Annotated in this window: 19 protein-coding genes and 1 pseudogene; 9 read left to right on the top strand and 11 right to left on the bottom strand. The window is 66.9% G+C overall.

The genetic code is table 11. From position 1 onward, the window contains the following. Window positions 1-256: hypothetical protein (locus SAZ01S_RS21445; protein WP_218018141.1), on the top strand; the 256-nt coding region annotated here is incomplete at its 5' end. A 57-nt stretch (window positions 257-313) separates the two neighbouring features. Here the strand turns inward: SAZ01S_RS21445 and SAZ01S_RS21440 are convergent. The 6 genes and pseudogenes from SAZ01S_RS21440 to SAZ01S_RS24515 form a co-directional block, all read right to left on the bottom strand. Continuing rightward, entirely contained in the window at window positions 314-541 is a 228-nt protein-coding gene (locus SAZ01S_RS21440; RefSeq protein ID WP_084584373.1) for a hypothetical protein, read from the bottom strand. A gap of 169 nt (window positions 542-710) precedes the next feature. Further along, window positions 711-1,169 (bottom strand): T6SS immunity protein Tdi1 domain-containing protein, encoded by a 459-nt coding sequence (locus tag SAZ01S_RS21435; RefSeq protein WP_167693228.1) that lies wholly within the window; start codon window positions 1,167-1,169, stop codon window positions 711-713. Between the two features lie 61 nt (window positions 1,170-1,230). Further along, window positions 1,231-2,880 carry an IS66 family transposase gene (gene tnpC, locus SAZ01S_RS21430; RefSeq protein WP_084584371.1) on the bottom strand — a complete coding sequence of 550 codons (1,650 nt, stop codon included), beginning with the start codon at window positions 2,878-2,880 and terminating at the stop codon, window positions 1,231-1,233. Window positions 2,881-2,944: 64 nt separating this feature from the next. Then, window positions 2,945-3,298 (bottom strand): IS66 family insertion sequence element accessory protein TnpB, encoded by a 354-nt coding sequence (tnpB, locus tag SAZ01S_RS21425; RefSeq protein ID WP_084584369.1) that lies wholly within the window; start codon window positions 3,296-3,298, stop codon window positions 2,945-2,947. After that, window positions 3,295-3,750 carry an IS66-like element accessory protein TnpA gene (gene tnpA / locus SAZ01S_RS21420; RefSeq protein ID WP_245825102.1) on the bottom strand — a complete coding sequence of 152 codons (456 nt, stop codon included), beginning with the start codon at window positions 3,748-3,750 and terminating at the stop codon, window positions 3,295-3,297. The genes tnpB and tnpA overlap by 4 nt, the downstream gene beginning before the upstream one ends. A gap of 105 nt (window positions 3,751-3,855) precedes the next feature. Beyond that, window positions 3,856-4,225 (bottom strand): annotated as a pseudogene (locus SAZ01S_RS24515) (transposase); the annotation flags it as partial. Between the two features lie 433 nt (window positions 4,226-4,658). On the opposite strand from SAZ01S_RS24515, the gene SAZ01S_RS21410 reads away from it, so the two are divergent. Both SAZ01S_RS21410 and hemW read left to right on the top strand, forming a co-directional pair. Further along, window positions 4,659-5,654 carry a polysaccharide biosynthesis/export family protein gene (locus tag SAZ01S_RS21410; protein ID WP_245825100.1) on the top strand — a complete coding sequence of 332 codons (996 nt, stop codon included), beginning with the start codon at window positions 4,659-4,661 and terminating at the stop codon, window positions 5,652-5,654. Window positions 5,655-6,047: 393 nt separating this feature from the next. After that, the gene (gene hemW / locus SAZ01S_RS21405; RefSeq protein WP_084584364.1) at window positions 6,048-7,190 is read left to right on the top strand and encodes a radical SAM family heme chaperone HemW; all 1,143 of its coding nucleotides are present in this window, start codon (window positions 6,048-6,050) and stop codon (window positions 7,188-7,190) included. Between the two features lie 127 nt (window positions 7,191-7,317). On the opposite strand, the gene SAZ01S_RS21400 is transcribed toward hemW, so the two are convergent. After that, window positions 7,318-8,517: a penicillin-binding protein activator gene (locus tag SAZ01S_RS21400; protein ID WP_084584362.1), complete on the bottom strand. Its 1,200-nt coding sequence runs from the start codon at window positions 8,515-8,517 to the stop codon at window positions 7,318-7,320. 11 nt (window positions 8,518-8,528) lie between these two features. Between SAZ01S_RS21400 and rsmI the strand changes: the two genes are divergently transcribed. From rsmI to SAZ01S_RS21380, 4 genes are all read left to right on the top strand, one after another. Further along, window positions 8,529-9,362 (top strand): 16S rRNA (cytidine(1402)-2'-O)-methyltransferase, encoded by an 834-nt coding sequence (gene rsmI / locus SAZ01S_RS21395; protein WP_084584361.1) that lies wholly within the window; start codon window positions 8,529-8,531, stop codon window positions 9,360-9,362. A 151-nt stretch (window positions 9,363-9,513) separates the two neighbouring features. Continuing rightward, on the top strand, window positions 9,514-9,873 hold the full coding sequence (locus SAZ01S_RS21390; RefSeq protein WP_084584359.1) for a YraN family protein: 360 nt from the start codon (window positions 9,514-9,516) through the stop codon (window positions 9,871-9,873). A 31-nt stretch (window positions 9,874-9,904) separates the two neighbouring features. After that, on the top strand, window positions 9,905-10,858 hold the full coding sequence (gene gshB / locus SAZ01S_RS21385) for a glutathione synthase (RefSeq protein WP_084584358.1): 954 nt from the start codon (window positions 9,905-9,907) through the stop codon (window positions 10,856-10,858). Between the two features lie 15 nt (window positions 10,859-10,873). After that, window positions 10,874-11,461, top strand: a complete 588-nt coding sequence (locus SAZ01S_RS21380; protein WP_084584356.1) for a DedA family protein — start codon at window positions 10,874-10,876, stop codon at window positions 11,459-11,461. A 1-nt stretch (window position 11,462) separates the two neighbouring features. Here the strand turns inward: SAZ01S_RS21380 and SAZ01S_RS21375 are convergent, their stop codons facing one another. From SAZ01S_RS21375 to SAZ01S_RS21360, 4 genes are all read right to left on the bottom strand, one after another. Next, window positions 11,463-12,356, bottom strand: coding sequence for a tyrosine recombinase XerC (locus SAZ01S_RS21375; RefSeq protein ID WP_084584354.1), 894 nt, complete (start codon window positions 12,354-12,356; stop codon window positions 11,463-11,465). Window positions 12,357-12,506: 150 nt separating this feature from the next. After that, window positions 12,507-13,160 carry a fructose-6-phosphate aldolase gene (gene fsa / locus SAZ01S_RS21370; protein ID WP_084584353.1) on the bottom strand — a complete coding sequence of 218 codons (654 nt, stop codon included), beginning with the start codon at window positions 13,158-13,160 and terminating at the stop codon, window positions 12,507-12,509. Window positions 13,161-13,195: 35 nt separating this feature from the next. Next, the gene (locus tag SAZ01S_RS21365) at window positions 13,196-13,612 is read right to left on the bottom strand and encodes a hypothetical protein (RefSeq protein WP_084584351.1); all 417 of its coding nucleotides are present in this window, start codon (window positions 13,610-13,612) and stop codon (window positions 13,196-13,198) included. Between the two features lie 63 nt (window positions 13,613-13,675). Further along, complete coding sequence (locus tag SAZ01S_RS21360) at window positions 13,676-14,128, bottom strand: hypothetical protein (protein ID WP_084584350.1); 453 nt, start codon at window positions 14,126-14,128, stop codon at window positions 13,676-13,678. A 77-nt stretch (window positions 14,129-14,205) separates the two neighbouring features. On the opposite strand from SAZ01S_RS21360, the gene SAZ01S_RS21355 reads away from it, so the two are divergent. Beyond that, the gene (locus tag SAZ01S_RS21355) at window positions 14,206-16,371 is read left to right on the top strand and encodes a primosomal protein N' (protein WP_084584348.1); all 2,166 of its coding nucleotides are present in this window, start codon (window positions 14,206-14,208) and stop codon (window positions 16,369-16,371) included. Window positions 16,372-16,417: 46 nt separating this feature from the next. Continuing rightward, window positions 16,418-17,968: a S1C family serine protease gene (locus tag SAZ01S_RS21350; RefSeq protein WP_245825099.1), complete on the top strand. Its 1,551-nt coding sequence runs from the start codon at window positions 16,418-16,420 to the stop codon at window positions 17,966-17,968. The last annotated feature ends 97 nt before the right edge of the window (window positions 17,969-18,065 follow it).

Genomic DNA, 18,065 nt, shown 5'->3' with positions numbered 1-18,065 from the left:
GAACGCACGGAGCGATGGCATGCATTGGGATCAGCTTTTCGCCATCCTGTTCATGGCGGCCATGATTGTCGGCATCTGGAAGATAAATCGCCATTACGAGCGGAGTGGGGTAATTCTCGGGGTCCCCTTTAGCGTCCGCCGTGATCGCACGCCCCGTCTTTTCCGAGGAGGAATGATCCTGAGCTGGCTTTCGTTCGGCCTGATGGTCGCGCTAGCCCTGTTCTTATCGGCAGCCATTGCCAGTTCGTGGTTCTAAAGATCGCGGTCCGGCAACATCCGCTTCCCACCCACGCGCCGTCACAGCTTCGCAAGATTAGCTATGCCGCTTCGCGATCCCGAGCATGACGACCCATGCGGGTGGAAAAAAGACAAGGAACGGAAGCCAGTCCGCAGCACCGTAGCGAAACTGGCCCAGGACAGCCTCCGCGGTGAATATCGCCGTAAGCGTCGGGAGGATGACGGCAAACATAATCGCAAAGCCCTTCCAGTGGCAGGGCACGTAGCTCCAAGCTACTTTCTCGAACCACTTTTCGCGTTGCACGTTCGCCTCCCTGGGTCGGCTTTACCAACTTCTCGGCATAAGCGGCCAGTCCGCTTTCCACCTACCTTCGGTCATACGTTGGAGGAAGCCTCCTCGATCCACTGGAATGGCGGCTCTCGGCGTGACCGATCGAATGAACGGCCGAAGGTGGGTGGTTAGCTGCCGTTCGCTACTCCACCACCTTCAGCGAAATGATTGCGCCGTCGGGTACAGCCTCGATTTGTCGAAACAGATCGGCAGTCAATGAGAACCACTCCCGCCACGGGGCAATCCACACATTCTCGACCGCATATCCTCCCCCAAGCACGGGGGGCGTGGTGAACGCGTAGCATTGGCCATCTGCCAGCAACTTACCCGCGCTTCGGCACTCGTCCGCCAAGGCACGTAGCTGCCAGCCCTCGCGATCTTCTTCGATTTCCTGCCAAAACTCCCGTTCAGAAGCGGCGATGCACTCGGTTGAGCAGCCACCTCGGTCAAGGAGGTGAACCATTCCAGCGGCGCCAACGAGGAAGGAGTCGCCGAACAGGTTAGTGCGAAGAACGCGGACCGGTGACGGCAAAATCGAAGACCATGGCGACAGGTCGGTCTCGTCGGCGGCTTGCGGCAGGAAGTAGTCGGACGCGTTCATAGCGAGATGGTGCAGCCTGAATCGAATGTCTGCAACTGGGCGCGAGCTGCCGGTCCGCATTTCACGCATTTTCGGACGAAGAGGCTTCTGGGTCGACCCAATTCCAAGGCAGCAGCTCGTCCATCCGATTGATGGGGTGACCTCGGCCAATTCGATCGAGGACGTCGGCGAGCCAGGCCTGTGGGTTGATGCCGTTCAGCTTCGCCGTCTCGATCAGGCTGTAGATCGCTGCTGCCCGCTCGCCACCGCAGTCAGCTCCCGCGAACAACCAGTTCTTCCGGCCCACGGCGATGCCGCGCAAGGCGTTCTCCGCCAGGTTGTTGTCGATCTCTAGCCGGCCATTTTCCGTGTAAGCAAGGAGCGCGGGTTTCAGACGAACGGCATAGCGGAGCGCCTCCGCCAGCGGTGCCCGCGCCGACACCTGGGCGAGCACGCCGTCTGCCCATTGGAAGAAGTCGAGCGCCTTCAGCTTGGAGTATTTGCGTGCCTTCCGGCGATCATCGTGCGGATCCCGGGTGATCTGCCGCTCCACCTCGTAGAGGTCGCCGATCAGCACCAGCCCCTCACGGGCGATCGAGCGGGCGTCGGCGTCGAGCACATCGTGCAGCTTGCGGCGCACATGGGCCCAACAAGCAACCGGCGTAATCGGCCCCGGCTGTCGATCGGCCGCGTAGAGCTTGTCGAACCCGGCATAAGCGTCGGCCTGCAGGAAGCCGGCGAACGTCTTGAGGTGCTCGCGCGGGCGTTCTCCCTTGCGGTCCGGGCTGTATCGGTAGAGCGCGGCGGGTTTGTCGCTGGGGCGCCATCGTCGATTGTCGCGCACATATACCCACAGCCGCCCCGTCGCCGTCTTGCCGCTACCTGGCGACAGCACCGGAACCGGCGTGTCGTCGGCGTGGACCTTGGGGCTGGCCATCACATGCTCGGCGATACGGTCGACCATTGGCTGGAGAAGCCAGCTGACCTGGCCCATCCAGTCTGCCAGCGTCGATCGGCTGATCTCGACGCCCTCCCGCGCGAAGATCTGCGATTGGCGGTAGAGCGGCAAATGGTCCGCGAATTTCGAGATCACCACGTGCGCCAGCAGGCCAGGACCGGCTCGGCTGCGGGGCACCGGCAGCGAGGGCGCCGGTGCCTGACTGATGGCGTCACAGCGCTTGCAGGCCAGCTTCGGCCGTACATGCCGCACGACGTGGAAGCGTCCCGGCACATATTCCAGCACCTCGGCCACGTCCTCGCCCAAGCGAGCCATGGCGCCGCCGCAGTTGGTGCAACCGTCCGCTGCCGGCGCCGGGTGCAGCACCTCTTCGCGGCGGAGATGCGCAGGCAGCGGCTGACGGCGAGGCTGGTTGCTTTCTGAGACCGGTTGCTCGACCGTCCTGCCGGCGATGACGCAGGTGGCATGCGCCTGCGCGGCCTCCAGATCCTCCAGTGACAACTCCAGCTGGTCCGCCAGCAGCAACAGCCGCTCCGAGGACTGGCCGAACTTCATCCGCCGAAGGCGGGCAAGCTGGACCTTCAGCTTCTCGATCTGCAGCGTGGTCAGCTTGATGGCATTCTCGGCCGCGGCGAGCTGCTGCCGGGTGTCCTGATGCGCACATCGCTCGGCCGCCAGCGCCTGCTCGGAGGCGGCGAGCTTAGCCTGCATTGCCGCCAAAAGCGCCTTCACCGCGTCAGGATTGTCGGGGATGTCCAGCGCATCGGAAGACATGGTTTTCCATACCAGAACAGCGACTCTCGCCCAAGCAGAATGCGCGGTTTTCTGCAGCTTTCCGCTACATCTGAACGGGCAATCGAGGTGCTTCCGGTGCCACCGTGCGGCGCCAGTCCATCGCCTCGATCAGCAGGGCGAACTGCGCTGCGCTCAGGACCACGCCACCATTCACCAGCGGCGGCCAAACAAAACGATGACGCTCAAGGCGTTTGGAGAACAGGCAGAGGCCGGTGCCGTCCCAATAGAGCGCCTTGAGATAGCTGCCCTTCCGGCTGCGGAAGAGGAAGACATGCCCGCCATAGGGCTCCTGGTCGAACAACGGACGCACCAGTGCCGCCAGACCATCGAAGCCGAGCCGCATGCTCACCGGCTTGCTTGCCAGGTACACCTTGGTGCCGGGTGGGAGCGAGATCACGCCGTTTCCCGCAGCGCCCGCAGCACGCGGGCCAGCGCTTTCTCGTTGACGTAGGTGTCGACCGACAGACGCACCCCACCGGGCAGTTCAATGTCGATGCCGCCGGGTCGCAAACCGGGGCCTGGCCGTATCAGTTCCTCCTGCGTCAGCCCTGGCTCGCGCGCCGCGGCGCGGGATGAGGCAGCAACCTCGGTGCCCCGAAGAACCACGGCGGGCTCCGCAGCAGATCCGCTCGCCACTTCGCCATAGGGCACAAACTGGAGCGGCTCGCCCCTCAACAGCGCCATTTCGCGCTGCCGCTTTCGCCAGCCATGGATCAGGCTGGGCGACATCCCCAGCTGCCGAGCAACGCCAACGATGGTAGCCCCCGGTACATCGCATTGTGCCAACACCGCGGCGCGCTCCGCGTCTGAATAGCGTCGCCGGCGCTCCGCTCGGGTGATGACCTCCATTCGGGACATCCGCACTCTCCTTAAGGAGTGCGAAAGGACACTCCTGAGTGCTCCCCGCCTCGCGCAGCACAAGTTGCCACGCAATACGGGTCAGATCGGACGCTTACGGCTGATCCGCAGCAGGCGGCACTGTGCCGTGCTCGACAGGCGGTGGTGAGCAGCTTCGACCATCGCCCGCCTCCGATACACGCTCATCGACCCAACGCTTTCGCTAAAAAATCCCCCTCGACGACCAATTGCCCGATCTTGGCGTGCAGCCTTTCGACCTGGTCCTCACTGACGGCCTTAGCCACATCGCCAGCCCCGCAGAACGTGCCTACCATCCCGTCGATGGCCTGCCGCTTCCAGGACGCGATCATCGTGTGGTGCAGCTATGATTGGCTGCCAATTCCGCCAGCGTCAGATCGCCCCGGATCGCTTCCAGCGCGGCCTTGGCCTTAAAATCGGCGCTGTAGCGCTTCCTCGTCGTCTTCATTCCCGTACCAATCCATCAGGTCGGGAGTAGCTTAACGCCCTGTCCAGAAAACCGGCACCACCTCAGGTCGAAATGGGTTCAGTTCATTCGGCGGACGGCGTTGCAGGGATTGGACAGGAGCACGGACCATCTATAGAAGCCGCGCTGCCGGAGTTCTCGTGTGAACGAAGGGGTCGATAAGTCCGGCGGGCTCGAATGGCATGAATAAATTGGTGTCTGATTTCATATGGTAAATGTAGACTTTCCAAGTTCGCGGCGACAGGCGGCGTGGCTGGTTGCGGGGACGACCGTACTGGCGGCCTTGGCACTCCAAGGGTGCGCCACCCTTCCCGCAGCGGGCCCGTCGACGAAGGCGGTACTGTCCAGTTCCAACACCGCGGTCGGAGCGGCGCCGATAAAGATCGTTGACCTGGACGATAGTACTGCAGCGCGCATGTTAGCACATTCGCGTATTCGGACCTTTGCTGACAATTTCGGAGAGGTGGTGCCCAGCGAAGGCTTGGTGCAGTCGGGAGACGTTCTAGATATAGCGATCTGGGAGGCGCCGCCCGCCGTTCTGTTCGGCAGTGCGCTCGGACGCTCGTCGGCGCTGGAGCCGATGGGTGTCTCGCGGCAGGCCGGTTTGCCAGAGCAGATGGTCGATCGGGCTGGCCTTATTCGGGTACCTTTCGCTGGTAACATCAATGCAGCGGGCAGAACACCAAATCAGATCGCGGCAGATATCCGTGGTCGATTGGTTGGTAAGGCACATGATCCCCAAGTCATTGTCCGGATTTCCCGCAACGCAACCTCTGACGTTACCGTTGTCGGCGAGGTTAGTAACAGTCTTCGTATGCCCCTTACGTCGAAGGGTGAACGACTTCTTGACGCGCTCGCTACTGCTGGTGGCGTACGGCAGCCGGTGGGCAAGATGAGCATTCAGGTCACGCGCGGAGGGCGTGTGGAAGCGATGGCGCTGGGCGCCGTCATCAAGGATCCGCGGCAGAACATCCGCTTGCAGGCCGGTGATGTCGTGACCTTGCTGTTCCAGCCGTACAGTTTCACGGTACTAGGTGCGGCGCGGTCCAATCAGGAAATTCCATTCGAGGGCACCGGCGTAACCTTGTCGCAGGCCTTTGGTCGCATGGGCGGACTGGAAGATCAACGTGCCAATCCCAAGGGGGTGTTTATCTTCCGATTCGAAAACCCCGAAATGTTTGACGATAACTCTAGTTCGAAGACGCCGCCGACTAATAAAATTCCCGTCATATATCGGGTGGACCTTAGAGATCCGAAGACATTGTTTGTTGCACAGAATTTCTTCATAGAAGATAAGGATGTTATTTACGTATCCAACGCACCGCTTGCAGATTTTTCGAAATTTCTTCAGGCTGTTTCTCAGATAGTTTACCCGATCGCAACGCTCCAGAGCGTGAATCTTCTTCGCTAGGTGTTGAGTCCTCAGGCATGGCGATACGGGTCGGTATTGAATCGAGTTGATTCTTCTGTCCAGACGCGGGCGACGTATTCGTTGGGAGTCAGACTGCGGAGCGTCTTCTACCGTCGATCATGATCGTAGGCGTCAATGAAGAGATGGAGGTACTGGCTCCTGCCTGCGCTTGCTGAACAGTGCGCCAGTCGCCCCAGAAGCGGCTGTTCAAAAATGCAGGACATGAGAGATGCTTTGCCTCCAACCATTCCCTGTTTGTGCTTCGAACCCCATTCACAAAAAGGGACTGGGGCCTGATCGGTGGGGCCCAATTTTTGCTGCACTGCGGTAAGAATTTGATTAGCAACCAGTTTTGAAAGTCGTTCGATTCCCGCTACCTCCTTTTTACGCCCCATGACAGACCACTCCGCCCCGCTCGCACTCTATGTGCACTGGCCGTTCTGCGTGTCCAAATGCCCCTATTGCGACTTCAACAGCCATGTCCGCGAGAGCGTCGACCAGACGCGGTGGCGGGATGCGCTGCTGGCGGACCTCGCCCATGAAAGGGCGATGCTGCCGGGGCGGCGGCTGGGGTCGATCTTCTTCGGCGGCGGCACGCCCTCGCTGATGCCGCCGGAGACGGTCGCCGCGATCATCGACGCCGCGGCCAGGGCCTGGAGCTTCGAGGACGGGATCGAGATCACGCTGGAAGCAAACCCCTCCTCGGTCGAAGCCGCGCGTTTTGCCGATATCGCCAAGGCCGGCGTGAACCGCGTGTCGCTGGGGCTGCAGGCGCTCGACGGTGAAGCACTCCAGTTCCTCGGCCGCGCACATGGCGTGGATGAGGGACTGGCGGCGCTGGCGACGGCGCAGGCGGCGTTCGCCCGGGTGAGCTTCGACCTGATCTATGCCCGTCCCGGCCAGGCGCTGGATGCGTGGGAGGCGGAACTGCGCCGGGCGATCGGCTTCGGTACCGAGCATCTCTCGCTCTACCAGCTGACCATCGAGCCGGGCACGCGCTTCGCGACGCTCGCGGCAAAGGGTCAGCTGACCATCCCCGACGCCGATATGGGCGCGGATCTGTTCGAGATGACCCGCGCGATCACCGCTGGGGCGGGCCTGCCGGCCTACGAAATCTCCAACCATGCCCGGCCCGGCGCGGAGAGCCGGCACAACCTCACCTATTGGCGCTACCGCGACTATGCCGGCGTCGGGCCGGGCGCACACGGCCGGCGCGGCGGCCTCGCGACACTGCGCCACAAGAAGCCCGAGAACTGGCTGGCAGCGCTGGACCGCAACGGCCATGGCATGGAGCGTGAAGATCGACTCGATCCCGCCGACCGGGCGATCGAGGCGCTGCTGATGGGGCTGCGGATCGGCGAGGGCGTGGACCTCGATCGCATCGCCGTGCTGGCCGATGGCGCGCCGCCGATCGATATGCCGGCGCTCGATCGTATCGTGCAGCAGGGGCTGGCGGCCCGCGAGGGGAGCCAGTTGCGGATCACCGAGGCCGGCATGCCGGTGCTCGAAGCGATCCTGCGCGAGCTCGTCGCCTGAACCGCAAAACCGTCGTCCCGGCGAAAGCCGGGATCCATTGGGGTCACCGTCGGGGCTCTTGCCGATAGGGAGTGGCGAATGGATCCCGGCTTTCGCCGGGATGACGACGTTGGACGTTAGTCCCTTCTTACTGCGCGCTGGCGGGCGCCGCCGACACGGTGACGATCGAGCCGTCGCGCACCTCCTGCACCTCCAGCGCGCGCGCGGCGATGCCGTCGCGACCGAAGCGGAAGGCGCCGTCGACGCCGCCGAAATCATGGTCGACCAGCATCGACGCCGGGAAATCGGTGTTGTTTTTCCAGTCGCGCGCGATCCGCACGGTCAGCAGGACCGCGTCATAGCCGAGCGCCGAGAGGCGATACGGCGCCGCGCCGAAGCGGTTGCGGTATTTCACCGCATATTGCCGGTACACGCCGTCGGGCACGCTGGCGAACCAGGAGCCGTTGAGCACCGGCCGGCTGGCGATCGCCGAATCGGTGTTCCACAGCTCGGTGCCGAGCACCCGCGCCGCCTTGCCCGCGCCCGAGCGGCGGAGCGCCGGCACCGCCAGCGTCGCCGATCCGGCGCTGCCCGCGATCAGGATCGCCTGATAGGGCACGCCCGACAGCTTGGCGATCGCAGCGTTCATCGAACCCGGCCGCGCATCGTAATTCTGCATCGCCAGCACCTTGCCGCCGGCGCTCTCCACCGCGCGCAGGAACGCCGTCGAGCTGCGCTGGCCATAGACGCCCGAGGGGATCAGGCCGGCGAACTGGGTGATGCCGTTGCCCTTGGCATAGTCGACCACGCGCTCGATCGACTGGCTGGGCGAATAGCCGAGCAGGTAGACGCCGTTCCCCGCGGCACTGGCATCGTTGGAGAAGCTGAGCACCGGCACCCGCGCCTTGCGCGCGATCGGCGCAACCGCGCGGGCATCCTCGCCGAGCAGCGGCCCGAGGATCAGCTTGTTGCCTTCCGCTACCGCGCGTTCGGCGGCGGCGACCGCCCCGCCGGGACCGGCGGTGTCATAGCTGGTGATGCGGATCGCATCGGTGTTGGTGTCGAGGATCGCCAGCTGCGTCGCGTTCTGCAGCGAGCGGCCGAGCCCGGCATTGGTGCCGGTCAGCGGCACCAGCAGGGCCACCCGGTGGCGCGCGACGTCCTGCGGCAGCCCCTGCTGGATCGGTGTGCTGGGGCGCTCGGCCGGACGCTCTGCGGGCGCGGTCGGCGCGGTCGGCGGACCGCCGCGCGGCGCGACGCAGGCACTTGCCAGAAGCGCCAGACCGGTCACGGCCAAACGAAGGGACGCACTGCGTCCCGGTTGCGATTTGCCGCTGCCCTCTGCCATGACACTCCCCGATGGAAAACACGCTTGCGCCCGGCCTCTATATCGTCGCCACTCCGATCGGCAATCTCGGTGACCTGTCGCCGCGCGCCAGCATGATACTCTCTCAAGCCGATGTGGTTGCAGTGGAAGACAGCCGGGTGACCGCCGGGCTGCTCCGCCACATCGGCGTGAAGCGGCCGATGCAGCCCTATCACGACCATAATGCCGATGCGGTGCGGCCCGGGCTGATCGCGCGGATGGGCAGCGAGGCGGTGGCGCTGGTGTCCGACGCAGGCACGCCGCTGATCTCCGATCCCGGCTACAAACTGGTCCGCGACGCCCGCGCGGCAGGCCACACCGTGGTGACGATCCCCGGCCCCTGCGCCGCGATCGCCGCGCTGACGCTGGCCGGGCTACCGACCGACCGCTTCTTCTTCCTCGGCTTCCTGCCCAGCAAGGCGCACGCGCGGGCGGAGGCGATCGCGGAAGTGGCGGCGATCAAGGCAACGCTGGTGCTGTACGAATCCGGCCCGCGCCTTGCCGCCTGCCTATCGGCACTCGCCGAAGGGCTGGGGGACCGCGAGGCGGGGGTGGCGCGCGAGATCACCAAGAAGTTCGAGGAGTGCGTGACCGGCACCCTCTCCACCCTCGCCGCGCGCTATGCCGAGGCGTCGCCCAAGGGTGAGATCGTCATCATCGTCGGCCCGCCGGGCGAGGCACCGCCCGCGACGCTGGAGGATGGCGAGGCAGCCCTGGTCGAGGCGCTCACCCGCCTGCCCGCCTCCAAGGCCGCGGGCGAAGTCGCCAAGAAGCTTGGCCTGGACCGCAAGGCGCTCTACGCCCGCGCGATGGAATTGAAGGGGTGAGGGACCGCCGCCCTCCCCTCTCCATCGTCATCCCCGCGAAGGCGGGGATCCATTGGGGTCGCCGGCGCGGCTCCTTCCCCCAGCGTCACGGCGAATGGATTCCCGCCTTCGCGGGAAGGACGGGGGGTTTTGCGGCGACGTGCGGGAGCAGATGAAAAGCCCGAAGCGTCAAGCCGCGGAACTGCGCGGCCGCGACGGCGAGCGCCGCGCTGCCTGGTGGCTGTGGCTGCGCGGCTGGCGGATCCTCGACCAGCGGGTGCGCACGCCCGCAGGTGAAGTTGACATCGTCGCCCGACGCGGCAGCCTCGTCGCCTTCGTCGAGGTGAAGACCCGCAAGACCGCCGCCGAACTCGATTTCGCGATCGACGCGCGTCGCCTCGCCCGGGTCGCCGCCGCGGCCGAACTGCTGATGCCGCGCTATGCGGGACCGGGCGACGATATCCGCGTCGACGTGATCCTCATTGCCCCGCGCACGCTGCCTCGCCATATCGAGAACGCCTGGATCGGGTGACCTAGCCCGGCAAGACACCCAAGGAGGCCGCATGCTTACCGTCGCCGTGCAGATGGACCCGCTCGATTCGATCAATATCGCCGGCGATTCGACCTTCGCGCTGATGCTCTCGGCGCAGGCGCGCGGGCACCGGCTGTTCCACTATGCGCCCGAGGACCTCAACTACAGCGCCGGTCGCGTCTGGACCAAGGCGCATCCGGTGACGGTGCAGCGCGTCGCGGGCGACCACTTCACCTTCGGCGAGCCCGTAAAGCTCGATCTTGGCGACGAGGCCGATGTGGTGCTGATGCGGCAGGACCCGCCCTTCGACCTCGGCTATATCACCGCCACACACCTGCTCGAGCGCATCGCCGACCGCACGCTGGTGGTGAACGACCCGGCGAACGTCCGCAACGCGCCGGAAAAGGTGTGGGTGCTCGATTTCGCGCAGTTCATGCCGCCGACGCTCGTCACCCGCTCGGTCGACGAGGCCAAGGCCTTCCTCGCCGAGCATGGCGAGATCGTGGTGAAGCCGCTGCACGGCAATGGCGGCAAGGCGATCTTCAAGATCGGCCGCGACGGCGCCAACCTCTCCTCGCTGATCGAGGTGTTCAACACCGCCTATCGCGAGCCGCACATGGTGCAGGCGTTCCTTCCCGACATCGTCAAGGGCGACAAGCGCATCGTGCTGGTCGACGGCGAGGTGGCGGGCGCGATCAACCGGCTGCCCGGCGAGGGCGAGATCCGCTCCAACCTCGCGGTCGGCGGATCGGCGGCGAAGACCGAGCTTACCGAGCGTGAGCAGGAAATCTGCGCCGTGCTCGGGCCCGAACTCAAGAAGCGTGGGCTCCTTTTCGTCGGTATCGACGTTATCGGCGGGCAATGGCTGACCGAAATCAACGTCACCTCGCCCACGGGCATCGTCGCGATCGACCGGTTCAACGGATCGGACACCGCCGGCATGATCTGGGATGCGATCGAGCGCAAGGTCGCCGCGCGCGGCTGACCGGGTGCTGACGCGATGGGCATGATCCTCGGCTGGGGCTATTGGGGCATCTTCCTGCTGATGGTGCTCGAGAACGTCATTCCCCCGGTCCCGTCCGAGGCGATCATGGGCATGGCCGGCATCGGCGCCGCGCGGGGGCATTTCGATCCCGTGCTGTTGGTGGCGGTCGGCACGCTCGGCACGGTGGCCGGCAACCTGTTCTGGTGGGAGATCGGGCGGCGGCTCGGCTATGCGCGGCTGCAGCCCTTCGTGGCGCGCTGGGGCCGCTGGCTGACCGTCGAGTGGCACGATGTCGAGCGGTTCAAGGGCTATTTCGATCGCTGGGGTGGCCCGACGATCTTCGTGTTCCGGTTCATGCCCTTCGGCCGCACGATCATCTCGCTACCGGCCGGGCTGATGCACATGCCGTTCTGGCGGTTCTGCGCCTATACGGCAGCGGGCAGCGCGATCTGGAATGCGGCGCTGGTGGGCGTCGGCTATGGCCTGGGCGCCGCGATCGCCGAGATCGACCGTTTCGTCACGCCGGCGATCGTGATCGGCGTGGTCGCGATGCTGATCTTCTATGTGTGGCGCGTGCTCACCTGGAAGCCGCGCGCGGCGTGACTCATGCGCGCGGATGCGCGGCGCGGTACACGTCCAGCAGATGCGCTGCGTCGACGGCGGTATAGACCTGGGTGGAACTGAGGCTCGCATGGCCGAGCAGTTCCTGCAGCGCGCGCAGGTCGGCGCCGCGCCCCAGCAGATGGGTGGCAAAGCTGTGCCGCAGCGCATGCGGGGTGGTCCGGTCCGACAGCCCCAGGCTGGTGCGCGCCGAACGCACCGCCTTGCGGATCGCGCCGGGCGGCAGCGGCCCGCCCTTGGCACCGCGGAACAGCGGCAGGTCGCGCGCGGTGCCCCAGGGACAGGCGGCGACATAGGCGTCGATCGCGGCGCGTACCTCGGGCAGCAGCGGCACGTCGCGGGTCTTGTCGCGCTTGCCGGTGACCCGCAGTGTCGCACCCAGCGGCAGCGCCGCGCCGGTAAGCGCCACCGCCTCGCCGATGCGCAGGCCCGCGCCATAGAGCAGCAGCAGCACCGCCCAGTCGCGCGCGGCGATCCAGGGTTCGCTTGCCTCATCGGATGCCCATTCGGCGAGCGCCACCGCCTCGTGCGGCGCGATCGGGCGCGGCAGGGTCTTCTTGACCTTGGGGCCGCGCAGGCGGGGCAGCTGGGCACCGTTGCCGCCGGCAAATTTCAGGAAGGCGCGGACGGCGGAAAGCTCGCGCGCGGCAGAGGTGTTCGACAGCCCTTCGTCGCGGCGATGGGCGAGGTAGGCGCGGAGATCGGCAGCGCCGACGTTGGCGAGCGCGTCCTGCGCTACCGGACCGCCCCAATGGCGCTGAAGGAAGCCGAGCAGGCGAACCGCGGTCGCCTCATAGGCGCGGATCGTATGCGCCGAGCGCCGTCGGTCGCGGCCGAGATGCTCGGCGAAGCGGCGCGGGAGGGGAAGGTCGGTCATGGTGCTGCCCGGCGGGCTCCCCCTGCGCACCCCTTCCGCTTGCGGGAGGGGACGGGGGAGGGGATGGATTGAACCCGCGGCACCTCTACCTCCACGTCATCCCCTCCCCTAACCCCTCCCGCAAGCGGGAGGGGAACCGTGCCGCAATCCTCAGGCGATCGTCTGGCCGGTCTTGGCCCAGTCGGCCATGAACGACTCGATGCCCTTGTCGGTCAGCGGGTGCTTGACCAGCTGCTTGATCACCGCCGGCGGCGCGGTCATCACGTCGGCGCCGATCTTGGCGGCCTGCAGCACGTGGATCGGGTGGCGGACGCTGGCGACCAGGATCTCGGTGGCGAAGTCGTAATTGTCGTAGATCAGGCGGATGTCTTCGATCAGGTCCATGCCGTCGAAGCCGATATCGTCGTGGCGTCCGACGAACGGCGAGATGAAGGTCGCGCCCGCCTTGGCGGCGAGCAGCGCCTGGTTGGCCGAGAAGCAGAGCGTGACGTTGACCATCGTGCCGTCGTCGGTGAGCGCCTTGCACGCCTTGAGGCCGTCGATCGTCAGCGGCAGCTTGACCGCGACATTGTCGGCAATCTTGCGGACGATTTCCGCCTCGCGCATCATGCCCTCGAAATCGAGCGCGACGACCTCGGCCGAGACCGGGCCTTCGACGATCTCGCAGATTTCCGCCACCACTTCGAGGAAGTTGCGGCCGGACTTGGCGATCAGCGACGGGTTGGTGGTGACGCCGTCGAGCAGCCCGGCATCGGCCAGGTCGCGGATATCGTCGATGATGGCGGTGTCGGCGAAGAACTTCATGGCTGCAAACCTTCCAGTGGAGTGTTGCCGCCCGCCTAGCCGACGCGGCCGCGCCGGGCAAACCCCTGCGAAGGGTTGCCATAGACCAGCATCAGCTTCACCTGCGGCTTCTGCAGCTTGCCGACGGTGACGCGGTAGGTGCCGGGTTCGAGCTTGTAGTACACGATCTTTTCGATCTTCGCGCAGGTGACACCCGGCGCGCGGGAGGCCATGCGCAGGGGCCGGCCGCTGCCCTTCGCCACGTCGATCCAGCCGGGCTGGTCCGCCGCGATGCCGAAGGTGCCGGCCTTGCGGATCGTCACCTGCGTTTCCGCCGCGCCGTTCTTCGCGGGCAGAGTGGTCGCATGGCGGGTATCGAGCCCGTCGGCACTGCGTTCCCAGCCCGACAAGGATCGCGGAAGATCGGTGCATTGCGGCACCGTCATGGCCAGTCCAGCTATCAGTATGAGCATCGCCGACTCCCCTGTTCAGCGAGTCGGCGTTCTACATTCGTTCCGGCCACAAAACAAGCGCCGTCAGTTCGGCACCAGCATCAGCTTGGCCTTGGTCTGGGCGAGGCCGCTGGCGAACACCCGGTACGTCCCCGGCGTCAGCTCGAATCGCACGATCTTGCGAATCGTCGAACAGTCCGGGCCATGGCCATGCGCGACCGAGGCGAGCGGCGCGCCGCCTTCGGCACCGGGCAACACGTCGATCCAGCCCGGCTGGTCGAGCGCGATGCCATAGGTGCCCGCCTTGACGATGCGGAACGCGATCGTCGCCGCGCGCCCCGGCTTGGCGCCCTTGGGCAGGCCCTTGAGCGTCGACGCGTCGACGGTTGCCAGCGACACCGCCTTGTCCGTCACCAGTTCGTCGCCGGGGGTGCTCCAGCCGGCGAGCGCGACCGGCAGGCTGGCGTCCGGCGCCTTGCACGCGGTGGTCGCCTGGGCGGGCGCAGTCTGGGCGAGCAGCAAGGCGAGCAACAGCATCGGCGGGTCTCCTGAGACGACGAACCGGCGATACGGGATTCCCGTTCCGTCGAAAATGCCCATATGAGGGGCCGATCATGTCCCGCGCGCGCATTCTCGTCCTCCATCCGGCTCTGGGGCCGCTCGACTATCGCGTGCCGCATGGCATGACGGTCGCGCCCGGCAGCATCGTGATCGTGCCGATCGGCCCGCGCCAGTTCGCCGGGGTGGTTTGGGAACCCGAGCGGCTGCCGACCGAGGAGATCGGCGACAATCGGCTGCGCGCCATCCTCGCCGTCGCCGATGCCCCCCCGATCCCCGCCCCGGTCCGGCGCCTGATCGAGTGGACCGCGGATTACTATCTCGCCCCCCCCTCCTCGGTGCTGGCGATGACCCTGCGCACCTCGGCCGCGTTCGAGGCGGCGCCCACGATCACCGAATATCGCGCGACCGGGCAGATCCCCGACCGCCTCACCCCGCAGCGCGCCCAGGCGCTGGAGCGGATCGGCGAGCGCCAGGGGCTGGTCCGCGAGCTCGCCGCGATCGCCGAGGTGTCCGACGCGGTGATCCGCGGCCTGGTGAAGACCGGCGCGATCGAGGCGGTGACGGTCGACACCCAGGCACCCTACCCGCTGCCCGACCCGAGCTTCGCGCCGCCGCACCTGAACCCCGCGCAGGCGGCGGTGGCGAGCGCGCTGCGCACCGCCGTGGAAGAAGGCGCCTTCCAGCCCTTCCTGCTCGACGGCGTCACCGGATCGGGCAAGACCGAAGTCTATTTCGAGGCGGTCGCCGCCGCGATCGCGGCCGGCAGGCAGACCCTGGTGCTGCTCCCCGAAATCGCGCTGACCGAGCCCTTCCTCACCCGCTTCGCCGGCCGCTTCGGCTGCGAGCCCGTCGCCTGGCATTCGGGCCTGCGCAGCTCGGAGCGCCGCCGGGCGTGGCGGGCGATCGCCGGCGGCGAGGCGCTGGTGACGGTGGGCGCGCGCTCGGCGCTGTTCCTGCCCTATCCCAAGCTCGGCCTGATCGTGGTCGACGAGGCGCACGAGACCAGCTTCAAGCAGGAAGAGGGCGTGCACTATCATGCCCGCGACGTGGCGGTGATGCGCGGCATGTTCGAGCGCTGCCCGGTGGTGCTCGCCTCCGCCACCCCGGCGATCGAGACGCGCCACCAGGTGGAGGTCGGCCGCTATGCCGAGCTCAAGCTGCCGGGCCGCTACGGCGCCGCCGAGCTGCCGAAGATCGAGGCGATCGACCTGATCCGCGAGCCGCCGGAGCGCGGCCGCTGGCTCGCCCCCCGGCTGGTCGCGGCGATCGAAGAGACCTTGAAGCGCGGCGAACAGTCGCTCTTGTTCCTCAACCGCCGCGGCTATGCGCCGCTCACCCTGTGCCGCCACTGCGGCCACCGTTTCCAGTGCCCGAACTGCACGGCGTGGATGGTCGAGCACCGGTTGCTCCACCGCCTCTCCTGCCACCATTGCGGCCACACCATGCCGACCCCGAGCATGTGCCCCGAGTGCAAGTCCGACGACACGCTGGTCGCCTGCGGCCCGGGCGTCGAGCGGATCGCCGACGAGGTAACCGCGCTATGGCCCGAGGCGCGCACCGCCATCGTCACTTCGGACACGTTGTGGTCCCCCGCCAAGGCGGCGGAATTCGTGTCGCGGATGGAGCATGGCGCGATCGACATCGTCGTCGGCACCCAGCTCGTCACCAAGGGCTATCACTTCCCCAACCTTACCCTGGTCGGCGTGGTCGATGCCGATCTCGGACTCGACGGCGGCGACCTGCGTGCGTCTGAGCGCACCTTCCAGCAGATCATGCAGGTCTCGGGGCGCGCCGGCCGGGGCGAAAAGCCGGGCACGGTGTTTATCCAGACGCATGCCCCCGAAGCGCAGGTGATGCAGGCGCTGGTCTCGGGCGATGCCGAGGCCTTCTACGCCGCCGAGACCGAGGCGCGCCGCCACGCCGACGCGCCGCCCTTCGGCCGCTATGCCGCGATCATCGTCTCCTCGGAGGACAAGGCGGCCGCCGAGGAGACCGCGCGGATGATCGGTCGTGCCGCGCCGGACACGGCCGAGATGCACGTGTACGGCCCCGCCCCCGCACCGCTGGCGATGCTGCGCGGGCGCCACCGCTTCCGGCTGCTCGTCCATGCCAAGCGCGGCTTCGCGGTGCAGGACGCGATCCGCGACTGGCTGGGCGCGCTCGCCTGGAGCGCGCGGGTGCGGGTGGCGGTGGACGTCGATCCCTACAGCTTCGTGTGAGCATGGCCGCTTGAACCGCCGCCGCTTTTCGCCGAAAGCGCGGGGCATGACTTCAACCGGGGTGTTTTGGCGCATGCGGCAGATCTTCGTGCTGGTGGCGATGCTGCTTGCCTGGGCGGCCCCCGCGCGCGCCGACGACATCTCGGCAGCCGGGCGCGGGGTGGTGCGGATCGTCACCATCGCCGTGGCCGAGGATGAAGTGGTCGGCTTCGGCCATGGCAGCGGCTTCGCGGTCGCGCCCAACCGCATCGTCACCAATGCCCATGTCGTCGAGCTCGCCTCGCGCTACCCCGGCAACGTCGTGATCGGCGTGGTGCCGTCCGAAGGCAGCAAGTCGTTCCAGGGCAAGCTGATCGCGATCGACACCAAGCGCGACCTTGCACTGATCGAGTTCACCGGCGCCAAGCTGCCGCCGCTCGCATTGTTCGGCGGCGCGGTGACCGATGGCGAGACGCTGATCGCGCTCGGCTATCCCGGCAATGTCGATATCGCCACGGCGCGCTCGGCGGCGGACTTCATCACCCCGCAATCGCCGGTGCGCTCGCAGGGCGGCTTTGCCGGCACGCGCACGTTGGAGGGCATTTCGGTGCTGCTCCACACCGCGAACATCGCGCGGGGCAATTCGGGCGGGCCGCTGCTCGATGCGTGCGGCCGCGTGCTGGGGGTGAACTCGGCGATCACCAACAGCGAGGAAGGCGACGCCACCTTCGCCTTCGCGATTTCCTATCCCGAGCTGACCGCCTTCCTCACCCAGGCCAAGCAGCCGGTGGTGACGGTGGCGGCGCCGTGCATCAGCGTCGAGCAGCGGATGGCGCTCGACAAGGCCGCCGAGGAAAAGGACCGGGCCGACGCCGCCAATCGCGTCGCCCAGGCCGAATCCGCTGCCGCGCGCACCCGCGAAGCCGCGATCGACAAGGCGCGTGCCGCCAATGAATCGCTGCGCGAAACCTATATGGCGGGCGCGGCGGTGCTGCTGGTGTTCGGTGCGCTGGCGCTGGGCGCGGCGGGCCTGCTGCTCTCGCGCGACAAGCAGCGCCCCGGCGTGTGGACCGCGGTGGGCGGCGGCGCGCTGCTGCTCGGCGCGGTCGCGCTGTTCGTGCTGCGGCCGAGCTTCGACGAGGCCAGCATCGCCGCACCGGGGACGGGCAACGACACCGCCGAAGCCAAGCTGCCGGCCGATGCGGCGCAGGGGCCGCTGGTCTGCACGCTCCAGCCCGATCGCAGCCGCATCACCGTTTCCGCCGGCGAGGCGGTGCGGCTGAGTGTCGGGCCCGACGGCTGCATCGACGGCGGCACCCAATATGCCGAATCCGGCCGCCGCTGGCAGCGCGTGCTAGTCCCCGCCGACGACCAGACGGTGACGGTGCGCGAGTTCGATCCCGACAGCCAGACGCTGACCGACACGCGCTATTTACTCTCCGCCGCCGACATGCAGAAGGTGCGCGACGTGAAGCCCGCGACGCCGGTGAACCAGTGCACCGCCGATCAGGCCAAGCGCGCGAGCCTGGCGAGCCTGCAGCAGCTGATGCGCGCGGCGCTGCCGCCGACCTATAACGAGAAGCTGGTCTATCACTGCGCGGCGGGCGGGGCGGAGTGAGGCTATTCCTCCCCGGGCGAAGCTCGGGGAGGGGCGGGCTGGATTTGCCCCCTTCCCCCTCACCCTTCCCACCGCCTACGGCGGCGGGCCCCTTCCC

It is taken from the genome of Sphingomonas azotifigens NBRC 15497 (assembly GCF_002091475.1).
In the GTDB taxonomy this organism is placed as follows: domain Bacteria; phylum Pseudomonadota; class Alphaproteobacteria; order Sphingomonadales; family Sphingomonadaceae; genus Sphingomonas; species Sphingomonas azotifigens.
Note: the sequence above shows the minus strand (reverse complement) of the source record. Positions and strands in the feature narration are given on the sequence as shown.